The following is a 26,853-nucleotide window of genomic DNA, read 5'->3' as shown; positions in this document are numbered from 1 at the left end:
TGGCCTTCCTCAAGTATTTATGAATCCATTAAATCTAATTTTCTTTATATTTTGTTGCCACTGACTTTTTGGAGCAATAAATTTAAGTTTTCAGCCAGCTAAATAAATCATGACGTCAAGACCAAATCAACTATTCTCCTGCAGTAATTTAATTTGCTTGCTGCTACTTTCTACTCTTATTTCTTCTTCATGCAGCGAAGAAGATCAGCCGCTCAAAGATGTACTGGATGTGAGCCTTACAGCTCCCGAGATTAGCCAACTTGGATTGTATCAGGCTCATATCGAAGGCACTGTTGTATTCGAAGGCGAAGAGTTGAAAAATAAAGGATTTGGAGTAGTGTGGTCAACTTTTCCCAACCCCGAACCACATGACTCCATAAGCGAAGCCTGGCCATCAAACCCAGTTTCAGGAATTGGCCGCAGCCCTTTTCCGATTTTTGATATTGCTACTCAATTGGAACTAAATACTCAGTATTATGCTCGAACTTATTTTGTATTTGAGGATCTATCGATGATTTATAGCGAACAAGTGTCATTTACGACCTTGGAGAGCGATGCTTGGCATGTATATGCAGAAAGTCAATATCCAGGAGAATTGAGACAGTTTCCTTCCGGATTCCTCATAGAAAACAGTTTTCATGTAGGAATGGGATTCAAAGATGGTAGTCCGACTTCAATCACAGAATGGTGGGCCTATGATATAGATGCCAATACATGGGAGCAGAAGGAAAGCATACCAGATGGAGTTGGATTTGAATCCCGAGGCTTTTCAATCGGTAGTAAAGGGTATATGCTGTCTTCTTCGGATAACGAAAATCCCGCAACTTTTTGGGAGTATGATGCCATCAATGATCGCTGGTCCAAAAAATCAAGTTTTCCAGGACAAAGCAGAAATCACCCGTTGAGTATTGCTGTAAATGGGAAAGGTTACATTGGCGGAGGTTCATTTCAGTTTAGCAATGACCTTTGGGAATTTGACCCTACCGATGAGTCTAATGGGATGGACGCAAATGGAAACCTGATGGGGAGTTGGACGGAAAAAACTGCTGCGACTGGAGGGGTTATTGGGCAGCCAGCCGTTTTTGCGATTGACGATGTTATATACGTATACAACGTCTATTCTGCCGTTAATAGCAATAATCAGCAAGAGGATCAAGCCCAGTTTTGGGCCTATACTCCGTCCACAGACGAATGGACCATCAAGGCGGCATATCCTGGAGAGTTGGATCAGCGAAATGAGCTCACTATGGCTGTATTCAGCATCGGAAATTTGGGATACTTGGGCGGAGGCAAATACGACAGTTTTTGGATCTACAATCCCTCTACTGATTCATGGACTCAGGCAAACGATGCTCCGATAGTGGATGCAGAAATCAGTTTTTCAACAAGTGATCGTGGTTATTTCTTCTCCTCCGGTAATAGTATTTTTGAATATGTCCCTTGACTTTTCTGCTTCCTGGAATGACTTCATGGGTAATCAGAAATAATCCTTAGGATCCAGGTGTTCCCCATCTTTTACCACTTCATAGTGCAAATGCGGTGCAGTGGAGGCGCCAGTATTTCCAGATAAACCAATAATCTGACCAAGTACAACCATTTCTCCTTCTTTCACTTTTACCTCGGACAGGTGAGCATACTTAGTAATGAAACCATCACCGTGCTCAATTTCTAGATGAAGTCCATACCCACCAAAACTGTTGGTTACTGATTTGATAGTCCCGGAAGCAGTGGATTGAACAGGGGTACCCACCTCAGCGGAAAAATCGATCCCATTATGAAAATCCTGCGCTTTCTTGAGCGGATTGTATCTTTCACCGAAATTAGATGTTATTCTTTTATAATGATCCAAAGGGGAAATGGTAGGAGGATCTTGGGCACCCGCAACGAAAACCATCATAAAAATGCACGCTGCTATTCCTGATGCTAAAAACTGACTGACTAAACTCCGTCTTTGTTTTTTAACCAAGGGTGAAACCTGTTTCAGTTCTTCAAATCCCTCTTGTCCGAAAGAATCCAGCGCCAGCTTATAGGCGCTCGCAAAAGATTTGCCCTCGTTTAGCTCCAGTTCTACCAGGCAACAAATGTGATCGAGAAGTTCGATCCGAAATCCTTTAGAAAGACCTTTGGCCTTTAAATCATTGGTAATGTATAAATATTGAGTCCTTGTAAGAGTTTTCATTTTTGTTCAATTTAAGATGGCTGCTTCAGTTGTGGATTGAGTAATAGAAGCATGGTTTGTACAAACTCAGTGAATTCATTTGAACGTGCGTCGGCTTCTTCATTGCCGCTGTCGGTCATGCTATAATACTTGCGTTTACGACCATTGATGTTCTCAGTCTCGGTAGTCACCAGACCTTGAGCCTCCAGTTTGTGTAGTGTGGGATATAATGCGCCTTCAGTCAATTGTATTTTACCGTTGGTCAGAATCTTGACTTTTTGAGTAATCTCGTAGCCATACATTTTGCCATTCGATGAGAGTAATTTGAGAATAACCGTCTTTAAGGTGCCTTTAATCAATTCTTTTGAATACATAAGACAAATATACATAAGAATATTATGTATACAATAATTTGACTTTATTATTAAGATTTGTAGTCGGGATGCAGAAAATATTATGTATAAAAATGTAGGGTTGAATTTGAGCTGATTTGAACATTTTATTTATATCAATTCTAAATAGCACTAATTTTAGTACTTTTTAATGCTGTAAAAGATTGATATACAGTCAGATAAACTACCTAGCAGAGGGGGGTGCTTGTTTGGGTACGTAGAAGGCATTATTATGTTTTTGAAATACAACTACCCGATGTTACATTTGCACCACTTTACAAAAAAGGAAAGCTAAAACTGATGTCAAAAAAATATAGTTTACACTCCGGAGCGCTTTTTTTAAGCACAAAAACCGTTCTACTCCTCTCCTTGATTCTTTCAGTTTTGTTCACTCAAAATGTGGTTGTTGCGCAGGACGCGGATGGCATCCCTACAGATGAGGCGGCCATTTCAACTGGAGAAAAATTATTTAAGGCTAACTGTACGGTTTGCCATGCGGTAAACGACAAGGTGATAGGGCCGGCGTTGAGAGATGTACACAAGAGAAGAAACCTGGCCTGGATACAGGCCTTTGTGAAAAATTCACAGAAGGTTATTAAAAGCGGCGACGAATATGCCGTGAATCTTTACAACGAATACAACAAAACTGAAATGACCGCATTCGATGATTTCTCAAATGAAGAAATCTCAGCGATTGTTGGATACCTTAAAGTAGAATCTGGGAAAGAGATTGTAGTAGCCACGGAAGAAGTGACCACCAACGACGGTGGAGAGGCTGCTGTCCAAGAGCCTTCACAGTTTGTAAACACTGTGATGATCGTATTGCTGATTGTATTAGTGTTGATTTTAGCTGTGCTAGCTATGATCATTACGATGCTCAAAAAATACCTTACTCAAAAGGATGACCTATCCGAGGAAGATAGGGAGATCGCCGAGCAGACATTTGATATGGGTGCCTTGGTGAAGAGTAACGCCTTCCTAGGTTTAGTTGCTTTTATTGTCACCGCGATTATTTTGAAGTCCGCAATAGATGGGATATTCACCATCGGAGTGCAACAAGGATATCAGCCAGATCAACCGATAGCTTTCTCACACAAAATTCACGCTGGAGATTATAAGATCGATTGCAACTATTGTCATACAGGAGTAAGAAAGAGCAAAAATGCTAACATTCCTTCTCCAAACATTTGTATGAATTGTCACTCTTCAATCAAGACTGAGTCTGAGGAGATCAAAAAGATATATGCGGCAATTGAGAAAAACGAGCCTATAGAGTGGGTTAGAATTCACAACTTGCCTGACTTGGCATACTTTAATCACTCGCAACACGTGCAAGTCGGAAAGATCGAATGCCAGACCTGTCATGGCCCGATAGAAGAAATGGAAAAAGTTTCACAATATGCTCCATTGACAATGGGATGGTGTATCAACTGTCACAGAGAGACAGATGTGAATGCTAAAGGAAATGATTATTATAATAATTTGGTAGAGATGCACAATGCGCATAGCGATGAGCCAATGAAAGTAGAAGATATTGGAGGGCTTGAATGCTCTAAATGTCACTATTAAATTATAAAAAAAATTAAGATACTATTAATGAAGTCATAGCGCTTCATACGACTAATAAGTCAAGTAAGAACACATGAAAGAGACCAAAAAGCAATATTGGAAAGGGTTGGAGGAGTTGACCAAAAACCCAGAATTCGAAAAGCATGCTGACAAAGAGTTTCCAGAGTACTTGCCTATTACAGGCGAATCCGAAGGAACCGGTGCAAGTAGAAGGGATTTCTTGAAGTTGATGGGGTTTGGAGTAGCAGCAGCATCTCTGGCAGCTTGTGAAACGCCTATCAGAAAGGCGATTCCTTATCTAAACAAACCAGTAGATGTGGATCCCGGCGTGCCCAACTACTATGCCTCTTCATATGTAAATGGAAATGAATATTGTAGTGTTGTTGTCAAAACTCGTGAGGGGAGACCAATCAAGATCGATGGCAACAAACTTTCAACAGTAAGCGGCGGCGGTACCTCATCTCAGGCACAGGCTTCTGTACTTTCACTATATGATAAGCAGAGATTGCAGGGACCTGAGCTCGGTGGTAAATCAGCCACATGGGACGAGTTGGATGCAGAGGTTGCTAAGCAACTAGCCGGAGCCAATAGAATAGCACTTGTGAGTTCTTCAGTGTTTAGCCCATCTACGCTTGCAGCCATAGATAAGCTAAAAGAAAAATATGCCGGCTTGGAGCATATCCAGTACGACCAGACTTCGTTCAGTGGAGCGCTTGCTGCCAACGAAGCATCATTCGGCAAAAGAGCTATCCCTTCATATGATTTCAGTAAAGCAGATACAATTGTGTCTTTTGATGCTGACTTCTTGGGCAACTGGCTGAACAATACCTTGCATAGCAAGCAATTTGCTCAAACCAGAAGATTAAATGATAAAAAGAAGACCATGTCAAGACTCTACTCATTTGAGTCGAATCTTTCCTTGACTGGTTCTAATGCGGACTACAGAAGCGCAATTAAGCCATCTCAACAAGGAGCCTTCATCGCCAACTTGTACAATATGCTGGCTGCGAAAGCCGGTGCAGAAGCAGTCAACGCTCCGAAGATGGGAGATACAGCCGTATTGACGAAAGCTGCTAACGATCTATGGGCGAGCAAGTCAAAGTCGGTAGTGGTATCTGGATCCAATGATGAAAATGTACAAATTCTCGTCAATGCGATCAACAGTTTATTAGGCTGTTATGGAACAACCATTGATATGGCCGCAACCGTCAACACTAGAAAGGGTGATGACAAAGCCATGGTAAACTTCATCAAAGACCTGAATGCAGGTAATATTGATGGAGTTTTGTTTTTTAATAGCAATCCAGTTTATGATCATGCCATGGGCGCACAGATCGCAGCGGGATTGAAGAAAGCAAAATTTTCGCTTTCTACCTCAGAAAGAAAAGATGAAACCGCTGGTCTGACTAGCGCCATCGCTCCAGACAATAACTTCTTGGAGTCTTGGAATGATTTCGAACCTGTCGCAGGTAAAGTTAGCTTCTCACAACCTACTATTTCAAACCTATTCAATACCCGTCAGGCTGGACAGTCTTTCTTGGTATGGGCAGGTAGCTCAGAGTCATATTTCGATTTTGTAAAAGCAAGATGGACGGCTAATGCTTCTGGTGATAAACAAACTTATTGGGATTCTACAATTCAAGCGGGTATACTCGAAACAGAAGTAGCGGCTGAAGCAGTCACATTTGCAGGAGACGTAAATGCTGCCGCTGCAGGAATAAAATCTAACAGCTCTGACGTAGAGCTCGTGATGTATGAAAAGGCATCTATCGGAAATGGCTCTCAGGCCAACAACCCATGGTTGCAGGAAATGCCTGATCCCATCACAAAGGCTACTTGGGACAATTACTTGACCATCTCACCAAAAATGGCTCAAGAGCTGGGATTGGTACTTGGTGATATGACAACTCAGCTTGTCTCACTCAAGGTGGGCAACAATGAGCCAATCAAAGTACCAGCCATGGTACAGCCTGGACAAGCCAACGGAACGATCGGACTAGCAGTAGGATATGGCCGTACCAGCGCAGGCAAAGTGGCCGACAAAGTAGGAGTAAATGCCTATCCTTTGATGGACTATAAAGGTGGTTACCAAAGCAAAGCCGTCACCTCTGGTGTTTCCGTATCGCTAAGTGGTGAAGAATATAAAATAGCTCAAACACAAACTCACCACACCTATATGGGTAGAGAAAATGTGATTCAGGAGTCTATTTTGTCAAAATATCAGAAAGACCCAAATGCGGGTAGAGATTTCCCAATGATTACTACTTACAGCGGCACTACCAAGCCAGGTAACGTATCGCTATGGTCTGGACATGAGTATCCAAACCACCACTGGGGAATGACAATAGACCTTAATTCATGTACTGGATGTGGCGCATGTACGGTTTCTTGTCAGGCAGAAAACAATGTACCAGTAGTAGGTAAAGAAGAAGTGCTCAATAGACGCGAAATGGCGTGGTTGAGAATAGACAGGTACTATAGCAGTGATGCTAAGGATGATTTGGAGGAAATGGAAATTCCGTCAGCGGAAAATCCTGAAGTCACCTTCCAGCCAATGATGTGTCAGCAGTGCAACAACGCTCCATGTGAGACTGTTTGTCCTGTAGCTGCAACGAACCACTCTACGGAAGGACTCAACCAAATGGCATACAACAGATGTATAGGCACTAGATATTGTGCCAACAACTGTCCATATAAAGTAAGAAGATTCAACTGGTTTAAGTATCACGACAATGATCAGTTTCCTGAGAACACCTCTATGAACAACGATCTGGGTAAGATGGTATTGAACCCTGATGTAACAGTTCGATCCAGAGGAGTAATGGAGAAATGTTCTTTCTGTGTGCAAAGAATTCAGCATGGCAAGCTAGAAGCCAAGAAAGATGGCAGAAGACCTGTGGATGGTGAAATCACCTCTGCATGTGCATCAGCCTGTCCTTCGGAAGCCATCGTATTCGGTGACCTAAAAGACCCGAAATCGAGAATTTCAAAAATGTTGAAATTAGAGCAAGGCGAAAATGGACCAGAAGTGAAAGAAGAAAGAGCTTACCATGTATTGGAAGAGCTAGCGGTGAAGCCTAATGTATGGTACTTCACTAAAATTAGAAATAAAGAAGAAAACGAAGCTAACGCTTAATTTATAAATTAGAATCAATATGCACGCAGAAGCAGTAGTTCGTAAACCTCTCGTCACAGGAGGCAAAACGGTACACGACGTAACTGAGGATATTTGTATCAGAGTAGAGCAAGCACCAGCCAAATCTTGGTATGCGGCTATGGCTGTATCATTGGCACTCTTGGGCTATGGTGCATACGCAGTCTTCATTCTTGTATGGGATGGCATCGGTAGCTGGGGTCTCAACAAAACCGTAGGCTGGGCCTGGGACATCACCAACTTTGTATGGTGGGTAGGTATAGGTCACGCAGGTACTTTGATTTCGGCCATCTTACTGCTGTTTAGACAGCGATGGAGAATGTCGATTAACAGGGCTGCAGAGGCGATGACCATTTTTGCGGTTATCTGTGCATTGCAGTTTCCACTGCTTCACATGGGGCGACCATGGATCGGAGCAGTATGGGCACTACCACTTCCCAATACCTACGGATCGCTTTGGGTAAACTTTAACTCCCCGCTACTATGGGACGTTTTTGCGATCTCGACTTACTTCTCAGTTTCATTGGTCTTCTGGTATATTGGTCTGGTACCTGATTTTGCAACCATTAGAGACAGAGCGACTGGCTTGAGCCAAAAAATATACGGAGCCCTTGCCCTTGGGTGGGACGGTGCTGCCAAAACGTGGTCAAGATATGAAACGGTAGCCTTAGTGCTTGCCGGTCTGGCTACACCACTTGTACTCTCGGTACACACCATTGTATCCTTTGACTTTGCTACCTCGGTGATCCCGGGATGGCATACCACGATTTTCCCTCCTTATTTTGTGGCTGGAGCGATTTTCTCCGGATTTGCAATGGTATTGACTTTGATGATCGTGACAAGACACGTTTACAAGCTTCAAGACTATATCACAATCGAGCACATCTCGCTGATGAACATCATCATCATGGTGACAGGGTCTATCGTTGGTGTTGCCTACATCACTGAGCTATTCATCGCTTGGTACTCAGGAGTAGAAGGTGAGCAGTACGCTTTTTATAATAGAGCACTTGGACCCTATTGGTGGGCGTATGCTTCTATGATGACATGTAATGTGATCTCACCACAACTCTTCTGGTTTAAGAAAATTAGAACAAGTATCGCCGCTACCTTTGTGATCTCCATTATTGTAAATATTGGAATGTGGTTCGAGCGATTTGTAATTATTGTTACTTCACTACACAGGGACTTCCTGCCATCGAGCTGGGCCATGTTCTACCCAACTTGGGTCGATGTAGGAACTTATATCTTTACGTTTGGACTGTTTTTCACTTGTTTCTTCGCTTTCGCGAAATTCTTCCCAGTGATCAATATGGCAGAGGTAAAAAGTATTATTAAGGCAACCGGAGAAAAAAAGAAATAAGATGAGCGACGGTAATAAAAACTTTGTATTAGGTGTATTCGACGACGAGGATGTATTGCTAAAAGCAATCGCTCAGGTTCGTCAGGGCGGAGTCAAGATTCACGAAGTATTCTCACCATTTCCAGTTCATGGTATCGACGATGTATTGGGATACAGAAGATCTCGTTTGTCCATAGCAGCTTTCATTTTTGGACTGCTAGGTACCACACTTGCATTGACTATGCAGATTGGAATGATGACTGTAGACTGGCCAATGATCGTTGGTGGTAAGGATTTTCTTCCGTTTCCATCATTCATTCCTGTAACTTTTGAATTGACTGTATTATTAGCTGCCTTTGGAATGGTAGGAACTTTCTTCGTGGTGAGTGACCTCAAACCTTGGGCAAAGCCGAGGATATTTGATATTCGAATCACGGATGACAAGCATGTAATGGCTGTGGATTTAGACAAGAACAAATTGACCGAAGCTGATATCAAAAAAGCATTGTCTGATGCGGGAGCACAGGAAGTAAATAACAAGCAGTTTGACTAAACCAGGATTCTCATTAGGAAAAAATATTAAAATGAATTTTAATAAATATATAAACGGAATCGTCATAGCTGCAGCAGGATTTGTTGTGGCGTCATGCGCTTCCAGAGGCAACGATACAGGAGTAGAGTACGCTCCCCAGATGTATCACTCTATACCTTACGAAGGGCTTTCTCAAATCAAGGACAAAGAAGCCGGTAGATGGTTGACCTCGCAAGAGGAGGGACCCGCTGAGTTTTATACCTCAAATCCCAACAATCCTAACGAAATGAATATGCGTGAGGCGGTACCCAATACGGTGCGTAGAGGAGAAGCTCTCCCTTACAGGATCCCTAAAGATTCTCTTGCGCTAGCGGCTAGATCATTGAAGAATCCTGTGGATTCGACAGCGCAGGTAGTAGCAGAAGGTAAAGTGCTATTTGGTAGATACTGTCTACACTGCCATGGCGAGCAAGGATTGGGTGACGGCCTGGTAGGGCTGGTATTTAAGGGGGTGACCCCATACAACTCAAGAGCAGTAAAAGATAAGTCCGAAGGGCATCTTTTCCATGTTATTACAATGGGTAAAGGCAGAATGGGATCACATGCTTCTCAGGTGAGCGTCAACGATAGATGGAAAATTGTTCGATTTGTTCAAACCCTTCAAAACCAATAATTCTTAAGGAGATCATATTATGAGTGACGAAAAATATATATTCTCAGCAGGAGCCAAAAAGAACATTCTTATCACGTTTGTCGCTGGTCTCGTACTAGCAGCCATCGGAGTAGTAATGATGAATATGGGCGGGCATGATCCGCACGGTGCAGAAGCTGCCGCAGAAAGTGGTCATGAAGCTTTTAAATGGACTAAGCGTCTATATGCCAACCTTTGGATCAACAATGTATTCTTTACAGGATTAGCCGCCATTGGTATCTTCTTTATTGCGATTCAATATGTTGCACAGGCAGGTTGGTCTGTTGGTTTGAAAAGAATTCCTATGGCAATGGCCAGTTGGCTGCCTATCGGAGCAGGCCTGATGATTTTGGTTTTCCTATTCGGAAGCCATGATTTGTTTCACTGGACCCACGAAAGCTTATATGCAGAAAATGGAGGAGATGAAATTCTAAAAGGTAAAGCAGGTTATTTCTTCGCGCCATTTGAAAACGGTGGATTCCCATTTTTCTATTTCGCTAGAATGGTAGTTTTCTTTAGTGTTTGGTATATTTTGTTTATCCAAATCAGAAAGCAGATGCTTGCAGAAGACATTGATGGAGGGATCACAAGCTGGAAAAAGAATGTAACCCTGTCAGCCATCTTCTTGGTATTCTTCGGATACTCTTCAAGTGTAGCCGCATGGGATTGGGTGATGTCTATTGACCCGCACTGGTTTAGTACTATGTTTGGCTGGTACGTGTTTGCGAGTTGGTGGGTATCCGGTCTTGCATTGATCGCTTTTATTGCTGTACTGCTCAAGGACAAAGGGTACCTAAAGATTGTTAACCAAAACCACCTTCATGATATAGGTAAGTTCATTTGGGGATTTAGTATTTTCTGGACTTACATCTGGTTTTCTCAGTTTCTTTTGATCTACTATGCGAATATTCCTGAGGAGACGATCTATTTTGTTGAAAGATGGAAAAGTGACCAGTATTCGGGGTATTTCTTCCTGAATTTGATTCTAAACTTTTTCCTTCCTTTCTTGTTGCTTTTGCCAAGAGATGCAAAAAGACATTCAAGATTCTTAAAAGTTGTGCCTCCAATCATTCTATTTGGACACTGGATCGACTTCTACCTGATGGTTACTCCTGGTACTTTGAAAGAAAACGGTGGCTTCGGGCTGCTGGAAATAGGTTTGATTATGGTTTATGCATCGGCTTTCATTTATACGGTATTGCATTCTCTAGCTAAGCATCCGCTTGTGGCTAAGAATCACCCAATGATGGAAGAAACATTGCATCATCATATTTAAGAAATTAATTACAAAATAGACATTTAAAGACATGATGAATATTGTAATCTTGTTAGCCGTGGTATTGGTAGTCGCCATTTTGGTAACTATTTTCAGAGCGCATACCCTGGTGCAAGTCGTAAGAGGAAAAGAGGGAGACCCTATGGGTACCAGTAATAAGGTGAACGGAGCTTTATTCATGATCTTTTTGATACTGGGAACTGTATTATTCTTTGGATATTCTTATACCGAATTTGATAGATATACTGTGCCTGTGGCCTCTGAGCATGGAGAAATCACCTTCAGGCTATTCTGGATTACTACAGCCATTACTACAGCTGTATTTATCCTGACTAATGCCGTTCTGTTCTACTTCGCTTGGAGATATAGACATAGAGAAGGACAAAAAGCACACTTCTATCCGCATAACAATACACTAGAAATGATTTGGACTTTTATTCCGGCAATCGTTCTAGCATTGTTGGTGTTTCAAGGATGGAGAGCGTGGGTTCAAATTACTGATACAGCTCCCGCAAATGCGGAGGTGATCGAAATTTTCGGATATCAGTATGCGTGGGCTTCAAGATACCCGGGTGCAGATGGTAAATTAGGACCATTTGACTACAAGCTGATCGATACAGATAATCGACTAGGGGTAGATTTTAGCAATCCAAACGCTAAAGATGACTTTTTACCTAGAGAGATTCATATTCCAAAAGGCGAGCCTGTCCTGTTGAAGATCAGAGCTAGAGATGTAATTCACTCTGTATATCTGCCTCATTTCAGACTTCAAATGAATGCAGTTCCAGGAATGCCAACTCAATTCTGGTTCGTTCCTACAAAGTCTACTGCGGATATGGCAGCCGAGACCGGCAATCCAGACTTCCAGTATGAACTAGTTTGTAATAAGATTTGTGGAAAGGCACATTTTTCAATGAGAGCCATCGTCGTAGTTGACGAGAAGGAAGATTATGAAAAGTGGAAATCGGAGCAAAAATCATGGTTATCTAAAAACCCTGATTACTTGGCGAATATTGAAGCAAGCAGCCCTGTTCAAATGGCTGCAGAAGAAAATGTAAGTGGTGAGGAAGTGAATACTTCATTATAATTAAAGAAATCATGGCAGTTACTGAAGTACAATTAGACGAACATATTGCAGGACACGATGATCACGATCATGAGCATCATGGCAATTTTGTAACAAATTATATTTTCTCCCAGGACCACAAAGTGATCGGTAAGCAATTTCTGATTACTGGTATCTTTTGGGCAATCATAGGAGGGGGACTTTCGATTATTTTCAGATTGCAGCTTGGTTTTCCAGGTATAGATCTGGAGTGGTTGAGACCGCTGCTAGGAAATTGGATTACTGAAGCTGGCCAGCTGGATACTGAATTTTATCTTGCACTGGTGACCATGCACGGTACCATTATGGTATTTTTTGTGCTTACCGCAGGACTGAGTGGTACCTTTAGTAATTTTCTGATTCCATTACAAATCGGAGCCCGAGATATGGCTTCCGGATTTATGAACATGCTGTCTTACTGGTTCTTCTTTTTATCCAGTGTGATTATGTTCATCTCTTTGTTTATTGAAACAGGGCCAGCCGGTGGCGGATGGACAATCTATCCTCCATTGAGTGCATTGCCTCAGGCGATATCGGGATCAGGACTCGGTATGACACTCTGGCTTGTGTCTATGGTATTCTTCATCGCATCTACTCTACTTGGTGGTATCAATTATATCACTACTATTATCAATCTAAGAACTCAGGGTATGTCTTTCACAAGAATGCCTTTGACAATCTGGGCATTCTTCCTTACTGCCATCTTAGGGTTGTTGTCCTTCCCAGTATTAGTAGCTGCGGCCTTGTTGCTTGTATTTGATAGATCTTTTGGTACAAGTTTCTACCTGTCAGACATTTATATTGGCGGAGAAGCATTACCTAATTCAGGTGGTAGCCCGATTCTTTTCCAGCATTTGTTCTGGTTCCTCGGTCACCCCGAAGTTTATATTATCATTCTTCCTGCACTAGGAATCACCTCAGAAATTATTTCAACCAATTCACGTAAGCCAATTTTTGGATATAAAGCGATGATTGGTTCTATGATGGGGATAGGTATATTATCATTTGTAGTGTGGGCACACCACATGTTTGTAACAGGTATGAGCCCATTCCTTGGATCTATTTTTATGATCCTCACCTTGGTTATAGCAGTACCTTCTGCAATCAAGGCATTCAACTATATCACTACCCTTTGGAAGGGTAACATTAGGTTTACCACCGCGATGATGTTCTCTATTGGCTTAGTATCATTGTTTATTTCTGGTGGTGTAACTGGTATTTTCCTTGGCAACTCGGCTCTGGATATCTTCCTACATGATACTTACTTCGTCGTTGCTCACTTTCACCTTGTGATGGGTAGCTCGGCATTCTTTGGAATGGTAGCAGGTATATACCACTGGTATCCTAAGATGTTCGGGAGAATGCTTGATGAGAAATTAGGATACATCCATTTTTGGCTAACCTTTGTAGGTGTTTATCTAGTATTCTTTCCAATGCATTACATTGGTATTGCTGGATTTCCAAGAAGATATTACTCATTCACCAACTTTGATGCATTTAGCTCATTTGGTGATCTAAACATGTTTGTGACTGTTGCTGCGATTATTACTTTCGGAGGCCAGTTCTTGTTTGTTTTCAATTTCTTCTATTCAATGTGGAGAGGTAAGAAGGCACCAGCGAACCCTTGGGAGTCTAACACCCTAGAATGGACGACGCCAAGAGAACCTGGTCATGGCAACTGGCCTGGAGAGATTCCTTCAGTGTACAGATGGCCGTATGACTATAGCAAGCCTGGTGCTGCCAAAGATTTCATCCCTCAGACCGTACCGTTGTCTGAGACGCCGGAATCTAACCTTCCTCATGAAGCAGAAGATGCTGAAAATGAGAAACTAGGTTAGTTTAATAAGAAATGAATAAGAAGCCTAAAAAAGGTTTATTTATAAGATTTAATAGCATTACGATCATTGCCGTTTACTTTTTAATATTGGTAGGCGGCATTGTTCGTAGTACGGGTTCTGGTATGGGCTGCCCGGATTGGCCTAAATGTTTTGGCTCCTATATCCCTCCCACAAGTGAGGCGGATTTGCCGGACGATTATCAAGATCAATATGCCGAAAAGCGCATACAGAAGAATGAAAAGCTAGCTCAACTTGTGAAATCACTTGGTTTTTCAGGGTTGGCCAGAGATATTAGAAAAGGTAAAAATGTGACCGAAACTCACAGTTTTAACTTTGCAAGAACTTGGACAGAATATATCAACAGGCTCATAGGAGTTGTAGTTGGGTTTCTAATAATTATTTGTACCGTATTGTCATACTCATTTATACATAGCAAGAAAAGCATATTCTTCCTATCATTAGCTGCTCTGGCGCTTGTGATATTTCAAGGATGGATTGGTTCTATTGTGGTATCTACCAATTTGCTACCAGGGATGATTACGTTTCATATGATTTTGGCCATAGGGCTGATCGCTCTACTACTGCAAGTACGGGTGAAGGCAGCGGCAGCCGATGTAGAAGGGCTACTTTCTTACAAGCCCTATAAGGTAAGAAGATTGCTAATTATTTGCATGTTGTTGTTTTTTGCACAAATTGTGATGGGCACTCAAGTTAGAGAGGCCATAGATTCAATCGCCTATATCTTGGGAGAAGATCAGCGATATGCCTGGATAGAAAATTTGGGGATCATATTCTATATGCACCGATCATATTCCTTATTGTTGTTAGCTATTCACATCTATCTTATTTACAGGTTGACTAAAAGTATACAAGATTTCAGCACCTCCAAATACCTGGTATGGGGGTTAGTAAGTTTGGTGGTATTGGAAATATTTACCGGTGTGGTGTTGGCTTACTTTGCCATGCCATATTTTATTCAGCCAGTGCATTTACTGCTGGCATTGATGATTTTCGGAATTCAATATTTCTTATATCTAATAATTAAGGATAAAGAAGAATCAACACAAGAATTAAGCAATGGGTAAGATCACAAGTCATATCACAAATGATCCCAGCGTTGCTGCGAAAGCTGCCGCCTTCATAGAATTGCTAAAACCCAGGCTGTCATTTCTTGTGGCATTCTCATCTGGGTTTGGTTACATATTAGCTTCCAGTGGGCAGTTAAATTGGGGCAATTTGTTGCTCCTATCATTAGGTGGAATGCTAGTGTCAGGGGCCTCTGTTTCTATCAATCAGATCATTGAGGTCGAATATGATGCATTAATGAATCGCACAAAAAACAGACCTCTTCCAACTGGAAGAATTACTGAAAAAGAAGCGATTATTTTTAGCTTTCTAGTGGCAGTATTGGGACTCTATATCTTGTATCTGTCTACCAATCCGCTGACTGTAGCTTTGTCCTTTGTGTCGCTGCTTCTTTACAGTTTTGTGTATACACCGATGAAAAGAGTTGGGCCCATTGCTGTATTTATTGGTGCAATACCAGGAGCTTTGCCCCCGCTACTAGGTTGGGTAGCAGCCACCGGAGTGATTTCATTTGAAGCGATGATTATTTTTGGAATACAGTTTATTTGGCAATTCCCACACTTCTGGGCTATTGCCTGGGTAGGAGATGAAGACTACAAAAAGGCAGGATTTAAACTTCTGCCCAACAACGGAAGAAAAGATTTGAATACGGCAATCAACATTATGATTTATACGCTATTCTTATTACCACTCGGCCTATTACCTACATATTTTGGCGTCACCGGGTTGAACTCTGCCGTGATAGTCACAGTTTGCGGCTGTGCATTTTTGGCTCAGACATTTAGCCTGATGCGAGACAATACCGATAAATCAGCCTTGAAAATTATGTTCGGATCGTTTTTATATCTGCCCATTGTGCAGATAGCATATATGTTAGACAAAATTTGATATGAACGCAGCAATGATATTTAAGAAAGACAAGGGTACGCAGTTCAAAATGCATCCAAAGAAATTTGCTCTTTGGCTGTTTATGGTTTCAGTAGTCATGCTATTTGCAGCGTTGACTAGTGCATATGTAGTGAAATCATCTAGCGGAGTATGGCTGGATTTTGAGCTCCCATTTGTGTTTGACGTGACTAGCCTGATCATTGTATTGAGTAGTGTGGTCATGCAGTTGGCTTATTATTTCGCTAAGAAAGATGAAATAATGAAAATGCGAGTCATGTTAATTCTGACTGCCTTAACCGGTGTAGGATTCTTGATTGGCCAATACTTAGGCTGGCAGGCACTCATAGAGCAAGGCGTTTATTTTGTAGGTAACCCTGCAGGATCTTTTCTGTATGTACTCACAGGAGTTCACGGGTTTCACCTGGTGAGTGCTTTGGTATTTATAGCAGTGGTAGTAGTCGCTGCATTCAAGTATAAGGTTCATTCCAAAAGTTTAGATCAACTCGAAATGTGTGCTACATATTGGCATTTTTTGGGTGGACTTTGGTTGTATTTATACTTATTTTTGACACTTAATCATTAAAATTAAAATTTCAGAGCATGGCTGGTTCAGCAGTTGTAGTAGAAGAAAATAACGAGAATTTATGGCAAGGTGGAACCTCACCGATGAAAGCCAGTTATGGAAAACTCATGATGTGGTTTTTCCTGCTTTCAGATGCCTTTACGTTCTCCTCTTTATTGGTAGCTTATGGATTGATTAGATATAGCCATCCGGCATATGATCTAACCCAGGGCATTGAGAACTATGTATTCTCACAAGAATACTGGCCTATTCCTGATATGGTATTCAATGGATTTCCACTGATGCATGGAGTGCACTGGCCGCTTGTTTTTGTTGGTCTGATGACTTTCATTCTTATCATGAGTTCTGTGACAATGGTTTTGGCTGTGGAAGCTGGGCAAAGAAATGATAGACAGGCAGTTGAAAAATGGATGCTTTGGACCATTGTTGGTGGACTTACTTTCCTCGGCTGTCAGGCTTGGGAATGGTCTCACTTTATTCAAGGGGGTGCAGATGCAAATGGTCAGCCGCTTGCTGATTACCTTTTCCATGGAGCCAACCTATCGCAGAACCAATACGGACCACCAAACTTTGCTGCGTTGTTCTTCTTCATTACAGGATTTCATGGCTTTCACGTTTTTAGTGGAGTGGTGATCAATTTCATTATTTTCTATCAGACGGTAGTTGGTAAATTGGAGAAAAGAGGACATTATGAAATGGTAGAGAAAGTAGGCTTGTACTGGCACTTTGTAGACCTGGTTTGGGTATTTGTATTTACCTTCTTCTACTTAATCTAAGATAAAAAGACATTACAAAATGGAACAAGAAACAAAAGAGCAGGTAATCATTCCTGTAGACAAAGCGAAAATAAAGCATATCTGGACAGTAACGCTTTACCTGTTTTTGATAACAGCTGGAGAATTCGCCATTGCTTTTACCTTAGAGACAAGCTTAATCAAAACAGTGATTTTTATCGCTATGACGATTGTAAAGGCCTATTACATTATGTCTGAATTTATGCACTTGGGTCACGAGACCAAAGGACTTAAAATGAGTATCATGCTTCCCCTCATTTTTGTTGTGTGGTTGATTGGCGCTCTATTGATACAGGGAGATGCGATATACACTGCAATTTTCGGAGGATAATTGCTAAAAAAACATGAATGAAATGCCGTTGAGAAACGGCATTTTTTTTTGCTCAAGATGAAAAGTACTAAGCTAATACTTCTTTTTCTACTACTGGTTCTGCCAGTACTGGTGTACCTGTTTTTACAAGGATTTGGGAAAAACCACTTCGCGATTCCAGTCTATTATCAGCAAGGATTGACGAAGCACTATCATGGTTGTGATTCGATTAATACAAACGAAGCCTACCGCATCGATAGATCTGCATTGAACCTGATATTAGATGAGGATCTCTCAGCTTCTATTGCCGTCTATGAAATCGGTAACAGAGATTCTGAAACCCTCAAAAACAACCTCTATACCTTTCTGGAGAAATATAAAGAAAAGAGTGATGTGAAGTTGATATCCATAAAAAAGGAAATGGACACAACAAATTTTACATCTAAATACAGCTCCTGGAAGCGATTTAATCTTCCAGACAGTGATTTGATAAACATCGGAAGATGTATATTGCAGCTGAATTTTGACAGCACGCTCAAGTCAGATAGTGGGCTTGTCTTAGTAGATAGACAGCAACAGATTCGTGGATATTATGATCCATATGTGTTAAAAGAGATTGATCGGTTAAACACTGAGTTGTACATTCTCTTGAGCGAGTAAAGAATTTCGTTAAACAACTAACATATGAAAGATAGTAAAGTAGCAATCGTTGTCATTGCGTTGCTTTCGGTTGCCATACCGGGGCTCATAGGCGTTTTTTTGTATTCACCTTCCAAAATTTCTTTAGACTACCTCTGGCTCAAAGATATTCCTGCATTCAACGCATTAGTCAATTCCTTGACGGCCATTTTCCTCCTTATGGGCAAAAGGTATGCTCGACAAGGTGAGATTCTCTGGCACAAGTTCTTTATGTCTTTTGCACTTACACTTGGAATAATCTTCGTGTTGGCTTATTCGCTTTATCATTCGACTAGCGCATCCGCAATGTTTGGCGATGCTAATCTCAACGGAATACTTGAACATGGTGAAGAGGTCAGAATTGGAAATCTCAGATACTTCTATTTTGCTGTGTTACTATCTCATATAGGAATGTCATTTGTGGTGATTCCATTTGTACTATTCGCCTTTTATTTTGCGATTGTCGGAAACATAGAAAAGCATAAGAATACGGTAAAATATACCTGGCCAATATGGATGTATGTATCCGTGACTGGTGTTCTTGTTTATTTTATGGCAAGCCCATACTATCCGCAATAATATTCGTACATATACCTGAACAATTATAAGTTCAAATGAAAAAGGTAGCTCTAATAATATTCTCTCTTTTGTTACCCTACACAAAGGTGTGGGCACAATGTGCGATGTGTAAGACCACGATTGTAAACAATGTGAGCCATGGCGAACTGAGCCTGGCTGAAGGGTTGAATTTCGGTATTATGTATCTGTTTTTCACCCCGTATCTGGCCATACTTGTAATAGGCATCCTTTGGTATAAAAAAAGTAAAAGTCATGGAAAAAAGAAGCTCCAGTGAGGCGTTGCTAACCTGCAAATGTCCAAGATGCCGTGAAGGCGAAATGTTTAAATACAAGCTACTTGAGAAGTGGTTCAGCATTGATATGTATGATAAATGTCCCAATTGTGAGCAGACCTACGAGCCTGAACCTGGTTTTTACTTTGGAGCCATGTTTGTGAGTTATGCCTTTTCAGCAGCCATCACATTGACTACCGGATTCGTACTATACAATTTTTTTGGAAATCCAGAGACCTGGGTCTATATGTCGGTAGTTTTGGTGTCTTTGGCCATCTTCTGGCCCGTGATGTTTAAATACTCCAGATCGATTTTCCTTCATCTTTTTGGAGGGATCAGATTCAATCCCAAATACTCTGATTAGCATAATTTTGTGTATTTTGATTGATTGATTCTAACTTCAAAATCATTCAGACAAAAAAGTACATATTCTTAGGATTAATACTCTCAGCCATTGGATTGGCTGTGCTGGTATACCTTATTGCCTTCTCCAGAATCGACGTGGAAAAAGAGGCGGAAGGTATAGAGTCTGCGATTGCCGAGCAATATGCTATATTGGATTTGGCTCATGACCTGGTCGAAGATGATATCCCTTTTTTTAGTGCGCCATTAGGAGTAGACTTTCTGGTCTATGATCAAAAAGGAAAACTGATTAGCTGGACAAATAATTTGTTTATCCCACCTCTAGAACAGTTTATCATTTCACCATCTGAACCTCTACTGTCAGGTCAGCAGGGAGAATACTTATTCAGAACCTATGATCAGATCAGCACTGACAGAGCATATAAACTAGTAGCCTTTGTCCCTATCCGCAAAATCTTTGATTCGGACCTGAGATCGTTTCCTGATGAGTACAACAGAAACATTATCCCCAGCAATCTTGAAATAGGCTATGGAGAGTCTTCAGTACCCATCCGCTTTGAAGGTAAGGAGCTTTTCAATGTTCAATGGACAGGCAGATCAAACTATGCACAGGAAGCCAATCATCTTATTCTTCTAATCATTACTTTGTTTTTCTGTGGTCTTTTTCTACTTATTTACCATCTGGCCATCTGGATCAAGTACAAGCGAGGATTTGGACATGGAGCTACTTTTTTGCTATTATCTATCATACTGTTGAGAGGCATTATGATTGCGGCACACTTTCCGAGCGGCTATTTTAGATTAGGCGTATTTGCCAGTTCGACCTTTAGCTTCGAATGGTTTTATTCCAGCCTCGGAGATGCACTGCTCAACGTGCTGTCGTTAAACATCTTTTTGGTATTTGTACTATTTGAAAAAGACGACTTTATAGGTTGGGCTGGTAATCGTACCAAAAGATGGATATCCTATGCCTCGATCGTCATGGGCTATTTCGTTTTTTATCTCTTTGCTGATACCATTCAAATCGTACTGGCCCATTCTCAACTTTCACTCGATATTACCGATTCACTTAATTTTCCGCTAGAGCGCATTTTCGCGTATTTGCTGATTTCCCTTTATGGTATACTTTATTTTCTGGTTACCTATTTTGGATTTGAAGCCTTCAGCAAAGCTGGAGGACACCGCGCACTCTTTTTGAAACTCCATGTGGTCAGTATTCTGATCAGCGGAGTAGTGCTTTTTAATTATGATAGCCTCTGGCTCGTACTTAGTGGCAATTTGCTCTACCAAATTGTGGTCTATCAATTTGATCTTCCTTCAAACCTCAAAAAACTCCGCTTCAATAGCCTGAATTATTTGATGCTCTCAGCGATTCTTTTGGCTTTCACTGGTTCCGTTTTGATCTATGAATCCTTCGAAAAAAAGGAGACCAATAAGATTAAAAAATTTGCTACCTATCTCCAGCTGGATAGGGACATCGATGGAGAATATCTTCTTTCCACCATCATGAAAAAAATAAAAAATGATGTGGTGATCAATAGCAAAATGATCAATCCTCAAAGTCAAAGGGAGAGTATTGTACAGCGAATCCAGAGAACATATTTTAATACCTATTTTAATAATTACGAAATAGAAATTGCCCTTTTTGATGCTGACGGCCAAGGTATCTCTGATAAATATAAGGGTAGCACAATAGACGATCTAAGGCCAAATTATGAATCCACGGAATTCTCAACTGGATTTGAAGGCATATATTATGATGCACAAATGGATATTCGGAAGCGTAAGAAATTTGTCTGCTTCGTAGAATTAGAGCGCTATCAAAATACGACTGGTTATCTTGAAATCGAGCTAAGATTGAAAAAATTCTCAGGCAAGAGAGTACTTCCACAGCTGCTCGTGGACAGGACGCAACGATCTGCAACAGAATATGATTATGCCATATTTGTGGGAAACAATTTGCTATATAAGTCGGGAGATTTCGATTATGAATCCAAGATTGATACTACTTTTTTGAATCGACAAGGTCTGTTCGAAGAAGGACTTGAGCACGAAGGCTATTATCATCTGGGAGCCATTTCTGGAAACAAGAAGATTCTTATCTCCAGTGAAGTTTACCCGACCACCAATATTATCTCTAATTTCTCCTTCCTGTTTGCACTGTTCCTTGGTGTAGCCAGTGTGGTCTTCATTATGAATTTTCTGCTGATGCCGAGAGAAGCTGTCCAACTCTATTTTTCCACGAAGATTTTAATTTATTCCGGGGCCTCATTTATTATTCCATTGGTGTTGGTGGGAGTGGCAGTCATGTCCAGCACCGATGTTTCCAACAGAAAAGAAATAGATAAGTCCAATTTGAAAAAGGCCCTGGTGATGACCGAGACAGTCAATGATATGATGAATTTTTTCTATCAGAAAAAAATCAACAAGGAAGAATTTGGAAATGAAATATCTCAATTGGCAAATCATGCCGGTATGGATTTGAATATTTATAGTCTGGAAGGCAGACTACTAGCCTCTAGCACGCCGATGATATTTGAATCAAATATAGTTTCCGAATATTTGGTAGCACCAGCTATGGATCAGCTGATTCGCAAAGGAAAAGAAAGCCTGATCCTGGATGAATCAATAGGCGACTTTTTCTATAAAACCTCCTATGCAGCCATACAATCAACAGATACTGGACAGCTGCTGGGTGTACTTGGGTCACCCTACTTTGCTTCCAAAAATCATCTCAAAAGACAACAGCTAGAGGTTTTTGGCAACATCATCAATATTTTCACATTTGTATTCATATTGTCCATTCTCATAGCATACTTCATCATTTCCAGGCTGACCCGTCCGATTGTTGAAATTGCAGACCGTCTGCATCAAACCGGTTTTGTGCAAGCCAATGAACCTATAGAGTGGAAGGCAGACGACGAAATAGGGACCCTTGTAAGAGAATACAACAACATGCTCGGCAAACTCGAAAGCACAAAAATAGAGCTAGCGAGAAACGAAAAAGAAGCAGCTTGGCGCGAAATGGCCAAACAAGTGGCGCATGAGATAAAAAATCCGCTGACGCCAATGAAGCTGACCATTCAGCACCTACAACGGCTATTGACAGATAAAGGAGGCGATAAACGGTCGCTAGAAATTCTGCTTAATCAAATTGATACCTTAGATGAAATCGTGACCTCTTTTAGCCACTTTGCAAAGATGCCAACACCAGAACGCGAGCCATTTGATCTCCGCCAGGTTTTGGAAAAATCTATAGATCTGCATGTGGATAAGAACATTGAGACAGCGCTCGAGCCGGGCACTTACACCGTCATGGGAGACAAGAAGCTTTTTGGAAGGATTTTCAACAACCTGATATTAAATGCTTTTCAAGCCATGAAAGATTTAGGAAATCCGACGTTGTATGTATCTATGAATATCAAAGAGGGTCGGGTCAGATTAGAATTTAGAGATCGGGGAGAAGGCATACCTGAAGAGATACAGGACAAGGTTTTTATTCCAAATTTCAGCACCAAAGAAACAGGCTCTGGTATTGGACTGGCAGTAGCCAAAAGAGGTATCGAACACGCTGGAGGAAACCTCTGGTTCGAGACCAGGGAAAACCAGGGAACAACCTTTTATATAGATTTACCACTTTATCAAACCGCATAATGGAAGCCGAAGCTACCAGCGGATTTGCAAAGGCAAACCTCCTGTGGTTCATGCTCACGGCCGGATGCCTTCTGTTTTTCTCAAGTGCCTATTGTCAATCCTCACAGCGTTGCATCAAGATAGAAGCTGGTAGTTCTGCTATTGATTTAAGCGATAGCTTGATTATTGACCCTACTTCTGTAAATCTTAGATCAGGAGGTTCCTATCAGTTCAATTCAAAGACTAATAGACTGACTATAGATCAACCAATAGCCAAGCTGGATGAAGTGTGTTTCCGAGTGATACCATTTCCAAAAAAGGCCCAATATGCACATAAATCCAAAAGCCTCTATGACTCTACTGCCTCCTTTGGCACCCGACCAACGATCAATAACTATGTCTATGAGAAAGATGAACTATTCTCTACATCAGAAATTTATAAAACCGGTAGTCTATCACGTGGGGTGACTTTTGGCAACAGCCAAAATTTGAACGTCAACTCAGTTTTCAATTTCCAAATGGAAGGCAAGCTTTCAAAAAATTTGAATATTCGCGCAGATATCACTGATCAGAATGTTCCCTTTCAGCCTGAGGGAAATACCCTGCAACTTCGAGAATTCGACAACATCATTTTTGAGATTTACAATGAAAAACTATCCTTGAAAGCAGGCGATGTAGTACTCACCAATGGAAATTCTAATTTCATGCGTTACTACAAAAATGTACAAGGAGGGCAGTTTGACATCAATTATGACATCAATGAAAAGTTTTCAGGCAGATCTACGGTAGCAGTGGCAACTGCTAAAGGCCAATTTGCTGACGTTACCGTCACCGCCTTAGAAGGTCTTCAAGGCCCGTATCAGCTTACAGGCCCTGACGGTCAACGATTTGTGGTGGTACTTGCCAACTCAGAGCATGTATATCTTGATGGGAAAGTGCTGACCAGAGGATACAATCACGACTATATCATCAACTATAATCTGGGCGAAATTACATTTAATCCTACAGTGCAAATCACGCAGTTTTCTCGAATCCGAGTAACTTATGAATACTCAGATCAAAACTACAGTAGGTCTATTATCAATGCCAGGCAAGAGATCAGCACCGAAAACAGCACCTTTCACCTGGAGTACTACAGAGAAAAAGACGATAGGAACCGACCGCTTTCCTTTCTGCTTTCTGATAGTGATAAGTTGCTAATGAGTGAAGCTGGAGATGATCAACTACCTGTGCCAATCGCAGGAGAAATAGAATCCGACTTCAACTCCAGTACAGTGCTCTATGAAAAAGAGGACACGCTGGATCTGGAAGGCAATCCACAATCTATTTTTGTATACTCTGTGGATTCCGCACAGCAGCTTTATCGTGTATCATTCTCAAATGTTGGTCTGGGCAATGGAGACTATCGACTCGTCATCAATGATGTAAATGGCAGAGTCTATGAATGGATCTCGCCGTCTGGCGGGGTATCTCAGGGGACCTATGCCCCACTTCGATTTGTGCCTGCTCCCAATTCTCGACAACTGATCGTTGCCGGAGTGGAAACCAAAATTTCGGAGCCAGTGACCGTATTTGCAGAGGTGGCTTTTTCCGATCAAGACCTCAATTTGTATTCGCCTATTGGCAATGATGATAACAATGATATAGCCTACAAGGTGGGCCTGAGAGCAGAGGACATGGAGATTGAATTTTTGCCTGAGTACGAGCTTAGTGCTACGATGGACTACGAACATGATGGTGCGGATTTCAAGCCAATAGATCGATATAGGTCGATTGAGTACGATCGGGATTGGAGTTATACACCTCAGACGGATAGCTTTCGAACTGCTGACAATATATTCAACAGTTCGCTATTGTTGCACAAGGACTTTAGAAATATGGCCTCGGCAAGGTTTTCCTTGCGTAAAAAAGAAAATGTAATAGATGGATTTCAGCATGAGGTAGAACTCAGAAAAAGCTTTGGTGATTTTAAAATGGCAGGCGGACATTTCTTTCTGAAAAACGAAAATATCAATGAAAAATCAAAATGGAGGAGATGGTATAGTGAAGTATATATGGATCGGTTTTTTATTGTGCCTGGGTATAAAATACAAGAGGACAAAAATGAAGTACGTCTTGCGACCAGCGATGTGCTGTATCGTACCGCAATGAACTATACCGCTCATCAGTTTTATTTGCGCAACAATGATTCGCTCAAAGTCAACTATCGAATCGACTACACCCTGAGAGAAGATCACAATATCCTAAATGGTTTTTTGACCCCATTTTCTATCTCTAAAACGACCTCAGCCAATGCTGCTGCCAATGTCAACAAAAACAATCGATTGGACTTTACCTTCACATTCAGGGAGGTAAACTATCAGGAAGCCTTTTCCAATCTAGAGAATGAAAGTTCGATTTTGGGTAGATTCAATTGGCAGGGAGGCATTCTGGATCAGCATATACGCACTGATCTTTCCTATGCAACGTCCAGCAGTCGCGAAATTCTTAGGGAATACATCTACGTGGAAGTTGCCAACGGGGAAGGTACCCACGCCTGGCGAGACCTAAACCAAGACGGCGTTCAGGACCTTACTGAATTTTTCGAGGCCGTCAACTTTGACGAGCGCAATTATATCCGTGTATTTGTGCCGACCAATGACTTTGTCAATGCCTTCAATACCACCCTGATCTTTACCATCAATTCTCAAATGCCCAAAAGCTGGAGAAATCAAGGCGGCTTCAAAGAAATGGCGAGCAAGGTATCCAATCGCACGAGTATTAATATCAATAAGAAAAATACCAACGACGATTTTGGTTCCAGATTTAACCCATTTGAATTGAGTGTTGAAGATTCTGAGTTGATCTTTTTAAGAGATGCTCTGCGCACGGTATTCTTTTTTAATCGGTCAGGGCGAGGACTTGGCGGAGATATCGGATATTTGTTCAACCATTCGAAGCAACTCATCTCGCGGGGCATAGAATCCAGACTAAATCAGGAATACTCCCTCAATCTCCGGTTTCACATCAATAAGGAGATCACGGTTACTACGGGATTTCGAAGAGGAGAGAGGGAGAATGCATCACAGTTTCAAGAAGACAGAAACTATCTTATCACCAGCCAAGAGGCACTTCCAGGTTTGATTTGGCAGCCCACAAACAATATTAGATTTAGCACGACCTACCGCTGGGCTTCAAAAAACAATAGTCAGGTTTCGGATGATCCCGAAAACTCCAAAGTCCATGAGGTACTATTTGAGTCCAGATGGTCTAACGGAGTGAAAAATGCTCTAAATGCTAGTCTTAGAGTGGCTGATATTTCCTTTAATGGTGATATCAATACGGCCGCTGCTTATGAACTGCTGGAAGCCCTTCAACCGGGCACTAATTATTCTTGGCAATTCAGTTATAATCAGAAGTTGATCTCAGGTCTTCAGATTAGCCTTGGATATGAAGGTAGAAAGTCTACTGACCGACCCACTATCCATATGGGCAGAATGCAAGTCACAGCCCTATTTTAGATTCTGGCACGAAAATCGTTGACCGTTGATTTGGTACGATCTGTCGAAATTATCCAGCACTTGGTATAATTAATTTTTTTCTCGGCAGTTTATTATAGTACTTCGATTAG

22 protein-coding genes are annotated in these 26,853 nt (G+C 41.4%); 20 read left to right on the top strand and 2 right to left on the bottom strand.

Annotation, left to right across the window (positions count from 1 at the left end; all coding sequences use genetic code 11):
- Positions 1-109 precede the first annotated feature (109 nt).
- The gene (locus tag ABJF11_RS11320; RefSeq protein ID WP_348119964.1) at positions 110-1,444 is read left to right on the top strand and encodes a hypothetical protein; all 1,335 of its coding nucleotides are present in this window, start codon (positions 110-112) and stop codon (positions 1,442-1,444) included.
- Positions 1,445-1,477: 33 nt separating this feature from the next.
- On the opposite strand, the gene ABJF11_RS11315 is transcribed toward ABJF11_RS11320, so the two are convergent.
- Positions 1,478-2,179, bottom strand: a complete 702-nt coding sequence (locus tag ABJF11_RS11315) for a M23 family metallopeptidase (protein WP_348119963.1) — start codon at positions 2,177-2,179, stop codon at positions 1,478-1,480.
- A gap of 11 nt (positions 2,180-2,190) precedes the next feature.
- Positions 2,191-2,532 (bottom strand): PadR family transcriptional regulator, encoded by a 342-nt coding sequence (locus tag ABJF11_RS11310; protein ID WP_348119962.1) that lies wholly within the window; start codon positions 2,530-2,532, stop codon positions 2,191-2,193.
- Positions 2,533-2,850: 318 nt separating this feature from the next.
- Here ABJF11_RS11310 and ABJF11_RS11305 point away from each other — a divergent pair, with 318 nt between their 5' ends.
- The 19 genes from ABJF11_RS11305 (at position 2,851) to ABJF11_RS11215 (ending at position 26,743) form a co-directional block, all read left to right on the top strand.
- Positions 2,851-4,119 (top strand): c-type cytochrome, encoded by a 1,269-nt coding sequence (locus tag ABJF11_RS11305; RefSeq protein WP_348119961.1) that lies wholly within the window; start codon positions 2,851-2,853, stop codon positions 4,117-4,119.
- A 73-nt stretch (positions 4,120-4,192) separates the two neighbouring features.
- Positions 4,193-7,255: a TAT-variant-translocated molybdopterin oxidoreductase gene (locus ABJF11_RS11300; protein WP_348119960.1), complete on the top strand. Its 3,063-nt coding sequence runs from the start codon at positions 4,193-4,195 to the stop codon at positions 7,253-7,255.
- Between the two features lie 19 nt (positions 7,256-7,274).
- A complete protein-coding gene (nrfD, locus tag ABJF11_RS11295; RefSeq protein ID WP_348119959.1) occupies positions 7,275-8,636 on the top strand; it encodes an NrfD/PsrC family molybdoenzyme membrane anchor subunit in 1,362 nt (453 codons plus the stop codon).
- Position 8,637: 1 nt separating this feature from the next.
- Complete coding sequence (locus ABJF11_RS11290; protein WP_348119958.1) at positions 8,638-9,168, top strand: DUF3341 domain-containing protein; 531 nt, start codon at positions 8,638-8,640, stop codon at positions 9,166-9,168.
- Between the two features lie 31 nt (positions 9,169-9,199).
- Positions 9,200-9,820, top strand: coding sequence for a cytochrome c (locus tag ABJF11_RS11285; RefSeq protein ID WP_348119957.1), 621 nt, complete (start codon positions 9,200-9,202; stop codon positions 9,818-9,820).
- Positions 9,821-9,839: 19 nt separating this feature from the next.
- Positions 9,840-11,114: a quinol:cytochrome C oxidoreductase gene (locus ABJF11_RS11280; protein WP_348119956.1), complete on the top strand. Its 1,275-nt coding sequence runs from the start codon at positions 9,840-9,842 to the stop codon at positions 11,112-11,114.
- A 31-nt stretch (positions 11,115-11,145) separates the two neighbouring features.
- Positions 11,146-12,201: a cytochrome c oxidase subunit II gene (locus ABJF11_RS11275; protein ID WP_348119955.1), complete on the top strand. Its 1,056-nt coding sequence runs from the start codon at positions 11,146-11,148 to the stop codon at positions 12,199-12,201.
- A gap of 11 nt (positions 12,202-12,212) precedes the next feature.
- Complete coding sequence (locus tag ABJF11_RS11270; protein ID WP_348119954.1) at positions 12,213-14,057, top strand: cbb3-type cytochrome c oxidase subunit I; 1,845 nt, start codon at positions 12,213-12,215, stop codon at positions 14,055-14,057.
- A gap of 11 nt (positions 14,058-14,068) precedes the next feature.
- Complete coding sequence (locus tag ABJF11_RS11265) at positions 14,069-15,142, top strand: COX15/CtaA family protein (protein ID WP_348119953.1); 1,074 nt, start codon at positions 14,069-14,071, stop codon at positions 15,140-15,142.
- Positions 15,135-16,031: a heme o synthase gene (gene cyoE / locus ABJF11_RS11260; protein WP_348119952.1), complete on the top strand. Its 897-nt coding sequence runs from the start codon at positions 15,135-15,137 to the stop codon at positions 16,029-16,031. Before ABJF11_RS11265 ends, cyoE begins: the two co-directional genes overlap by 8 nt.
- Position 16,032: 1 nt before the next feature.
- Positions 16,033-16,614, top strand: a complete 582-nt coding sequence (locus ABJF11_RS11255; RefSeq protein ID WP_348119951.1) for a cytochrome c oxidase subunit 3 — start codon at positions 16,033-16,035, stop codon at positions 16,612-16,614.
- 17 nt (positions 16,615-16,631) lie between these two features.
- Positions 16,632-17,390, top strand: coding sequence for a cytochrome c oxidase subunit 3 (locus ABJF11_RS11250; protein WP_348119950.1), 759 nt, complete (start codon positions 16,632-16,634; stop codon positions 17,388-17,390).
- 19 nt (positions 17,391-17,409) lie between these two features.
- A complete protein-coding gene (locus ABJF11_RS11245; protein ID WP_348119949.1) occupies positions 17,410-17,739 on the top strand; it encodes a cytochrome C oxidase subunit IV family protein in 330 nt (109 codons plus the stop codon).
- Positions 17,740-17,796: 57 nt separating this feature from the next.
- Positions 17,797-18,378, top strand: coding sequence for a hypothetical protein (locus tag ABJF11_RS11240; protein WP_348119948.1), 582 nt, complete (start codon positions 17,797-17,799; stop codon positions 18,376-18,378).
- Positions 18,379-18,402: 24 nt separating this feature from the next.
- Positions 18,403-18,975, top strand: a complete 573-nt coding sequence (locus ABJF11_RS11235; protein ID WP_348119947.1) for a DUF420 domain-containing protein — start codon at positions 18,403-18,405, stop codon at positions 18,973-18,975.
- A gap of 35 nt (positions 18,976-19,010) precedes the next feature.
- Positions 19,011-19,250 (top strand): hypothetical protein, encoded by a 240-nt coding sequence (locus ABJF11_RS11230; protein ID WP_348119946.1) that lies wholly within the window; start codon positions 19,011-19,013, stop codon positions 19,248-19,250.
- Positions 19,228-19,611, top strand: a complete 384-nt coding sequence (locus ABJF11_RS11225) for a DUF983 domain-containing protein (RefSeq protein WP_348119945.1) — start codon at positions 19,228-19,230, stop codon at positions 19,609-19,611. The genes ABJF11_RS11230 and ABJF11_RS11225 overlap by 23 nt, the downstream gene beginning before the upstream one ends.
- 20 nt (positions 19,612-19,631) lie before the next feature.
- Complete coding sequence (locus ABJF11_RS11220) at positions 19,632-23,264, top strand: HAMP domain-containing sensor histidine kinase (RefSeq protein ID WP_348119944.1); 3,633 nt, start codon at positions 19,632-19,634, stop codon at positions 23,262-23,264.
- Positions 23,264-26,743 carry a hypothetical protein gene (locus ABJF11_RS11215; RefSeq protein ID WP_348119943.1) on the top strand — a complete coding sequence of 1,160 codons (3,480 nt, stop codon included), beginning with the start codon at positions 23,264-23,266 and terminating at the stop codon, positions 26,741-26,743. The genes ABJF11_RS11220 and ABJF11_RS11215 overlap by 1 nt, the downstream gene beginning before the upstream one ends.
- Positions 26,744-26,853: the final 110 nt, after the last annotated feature.

The sequence above is a fragment of the Reichenbachiella sp. genome (genome assembly GCF_039941815.1).
In the GTDB taxonomy this organism is placed as follows: domain Bacteria; phylum Bacteroidota; class Bacteroidia; order Cytophagales; family Cyclobacteriaceae; genus Reichenbachiella.
The sequence above is the reverse complement of the archived record's forward strand: the minus strand, read 5'-3'. Positions and strand labels throughout refer to the sequence as shown.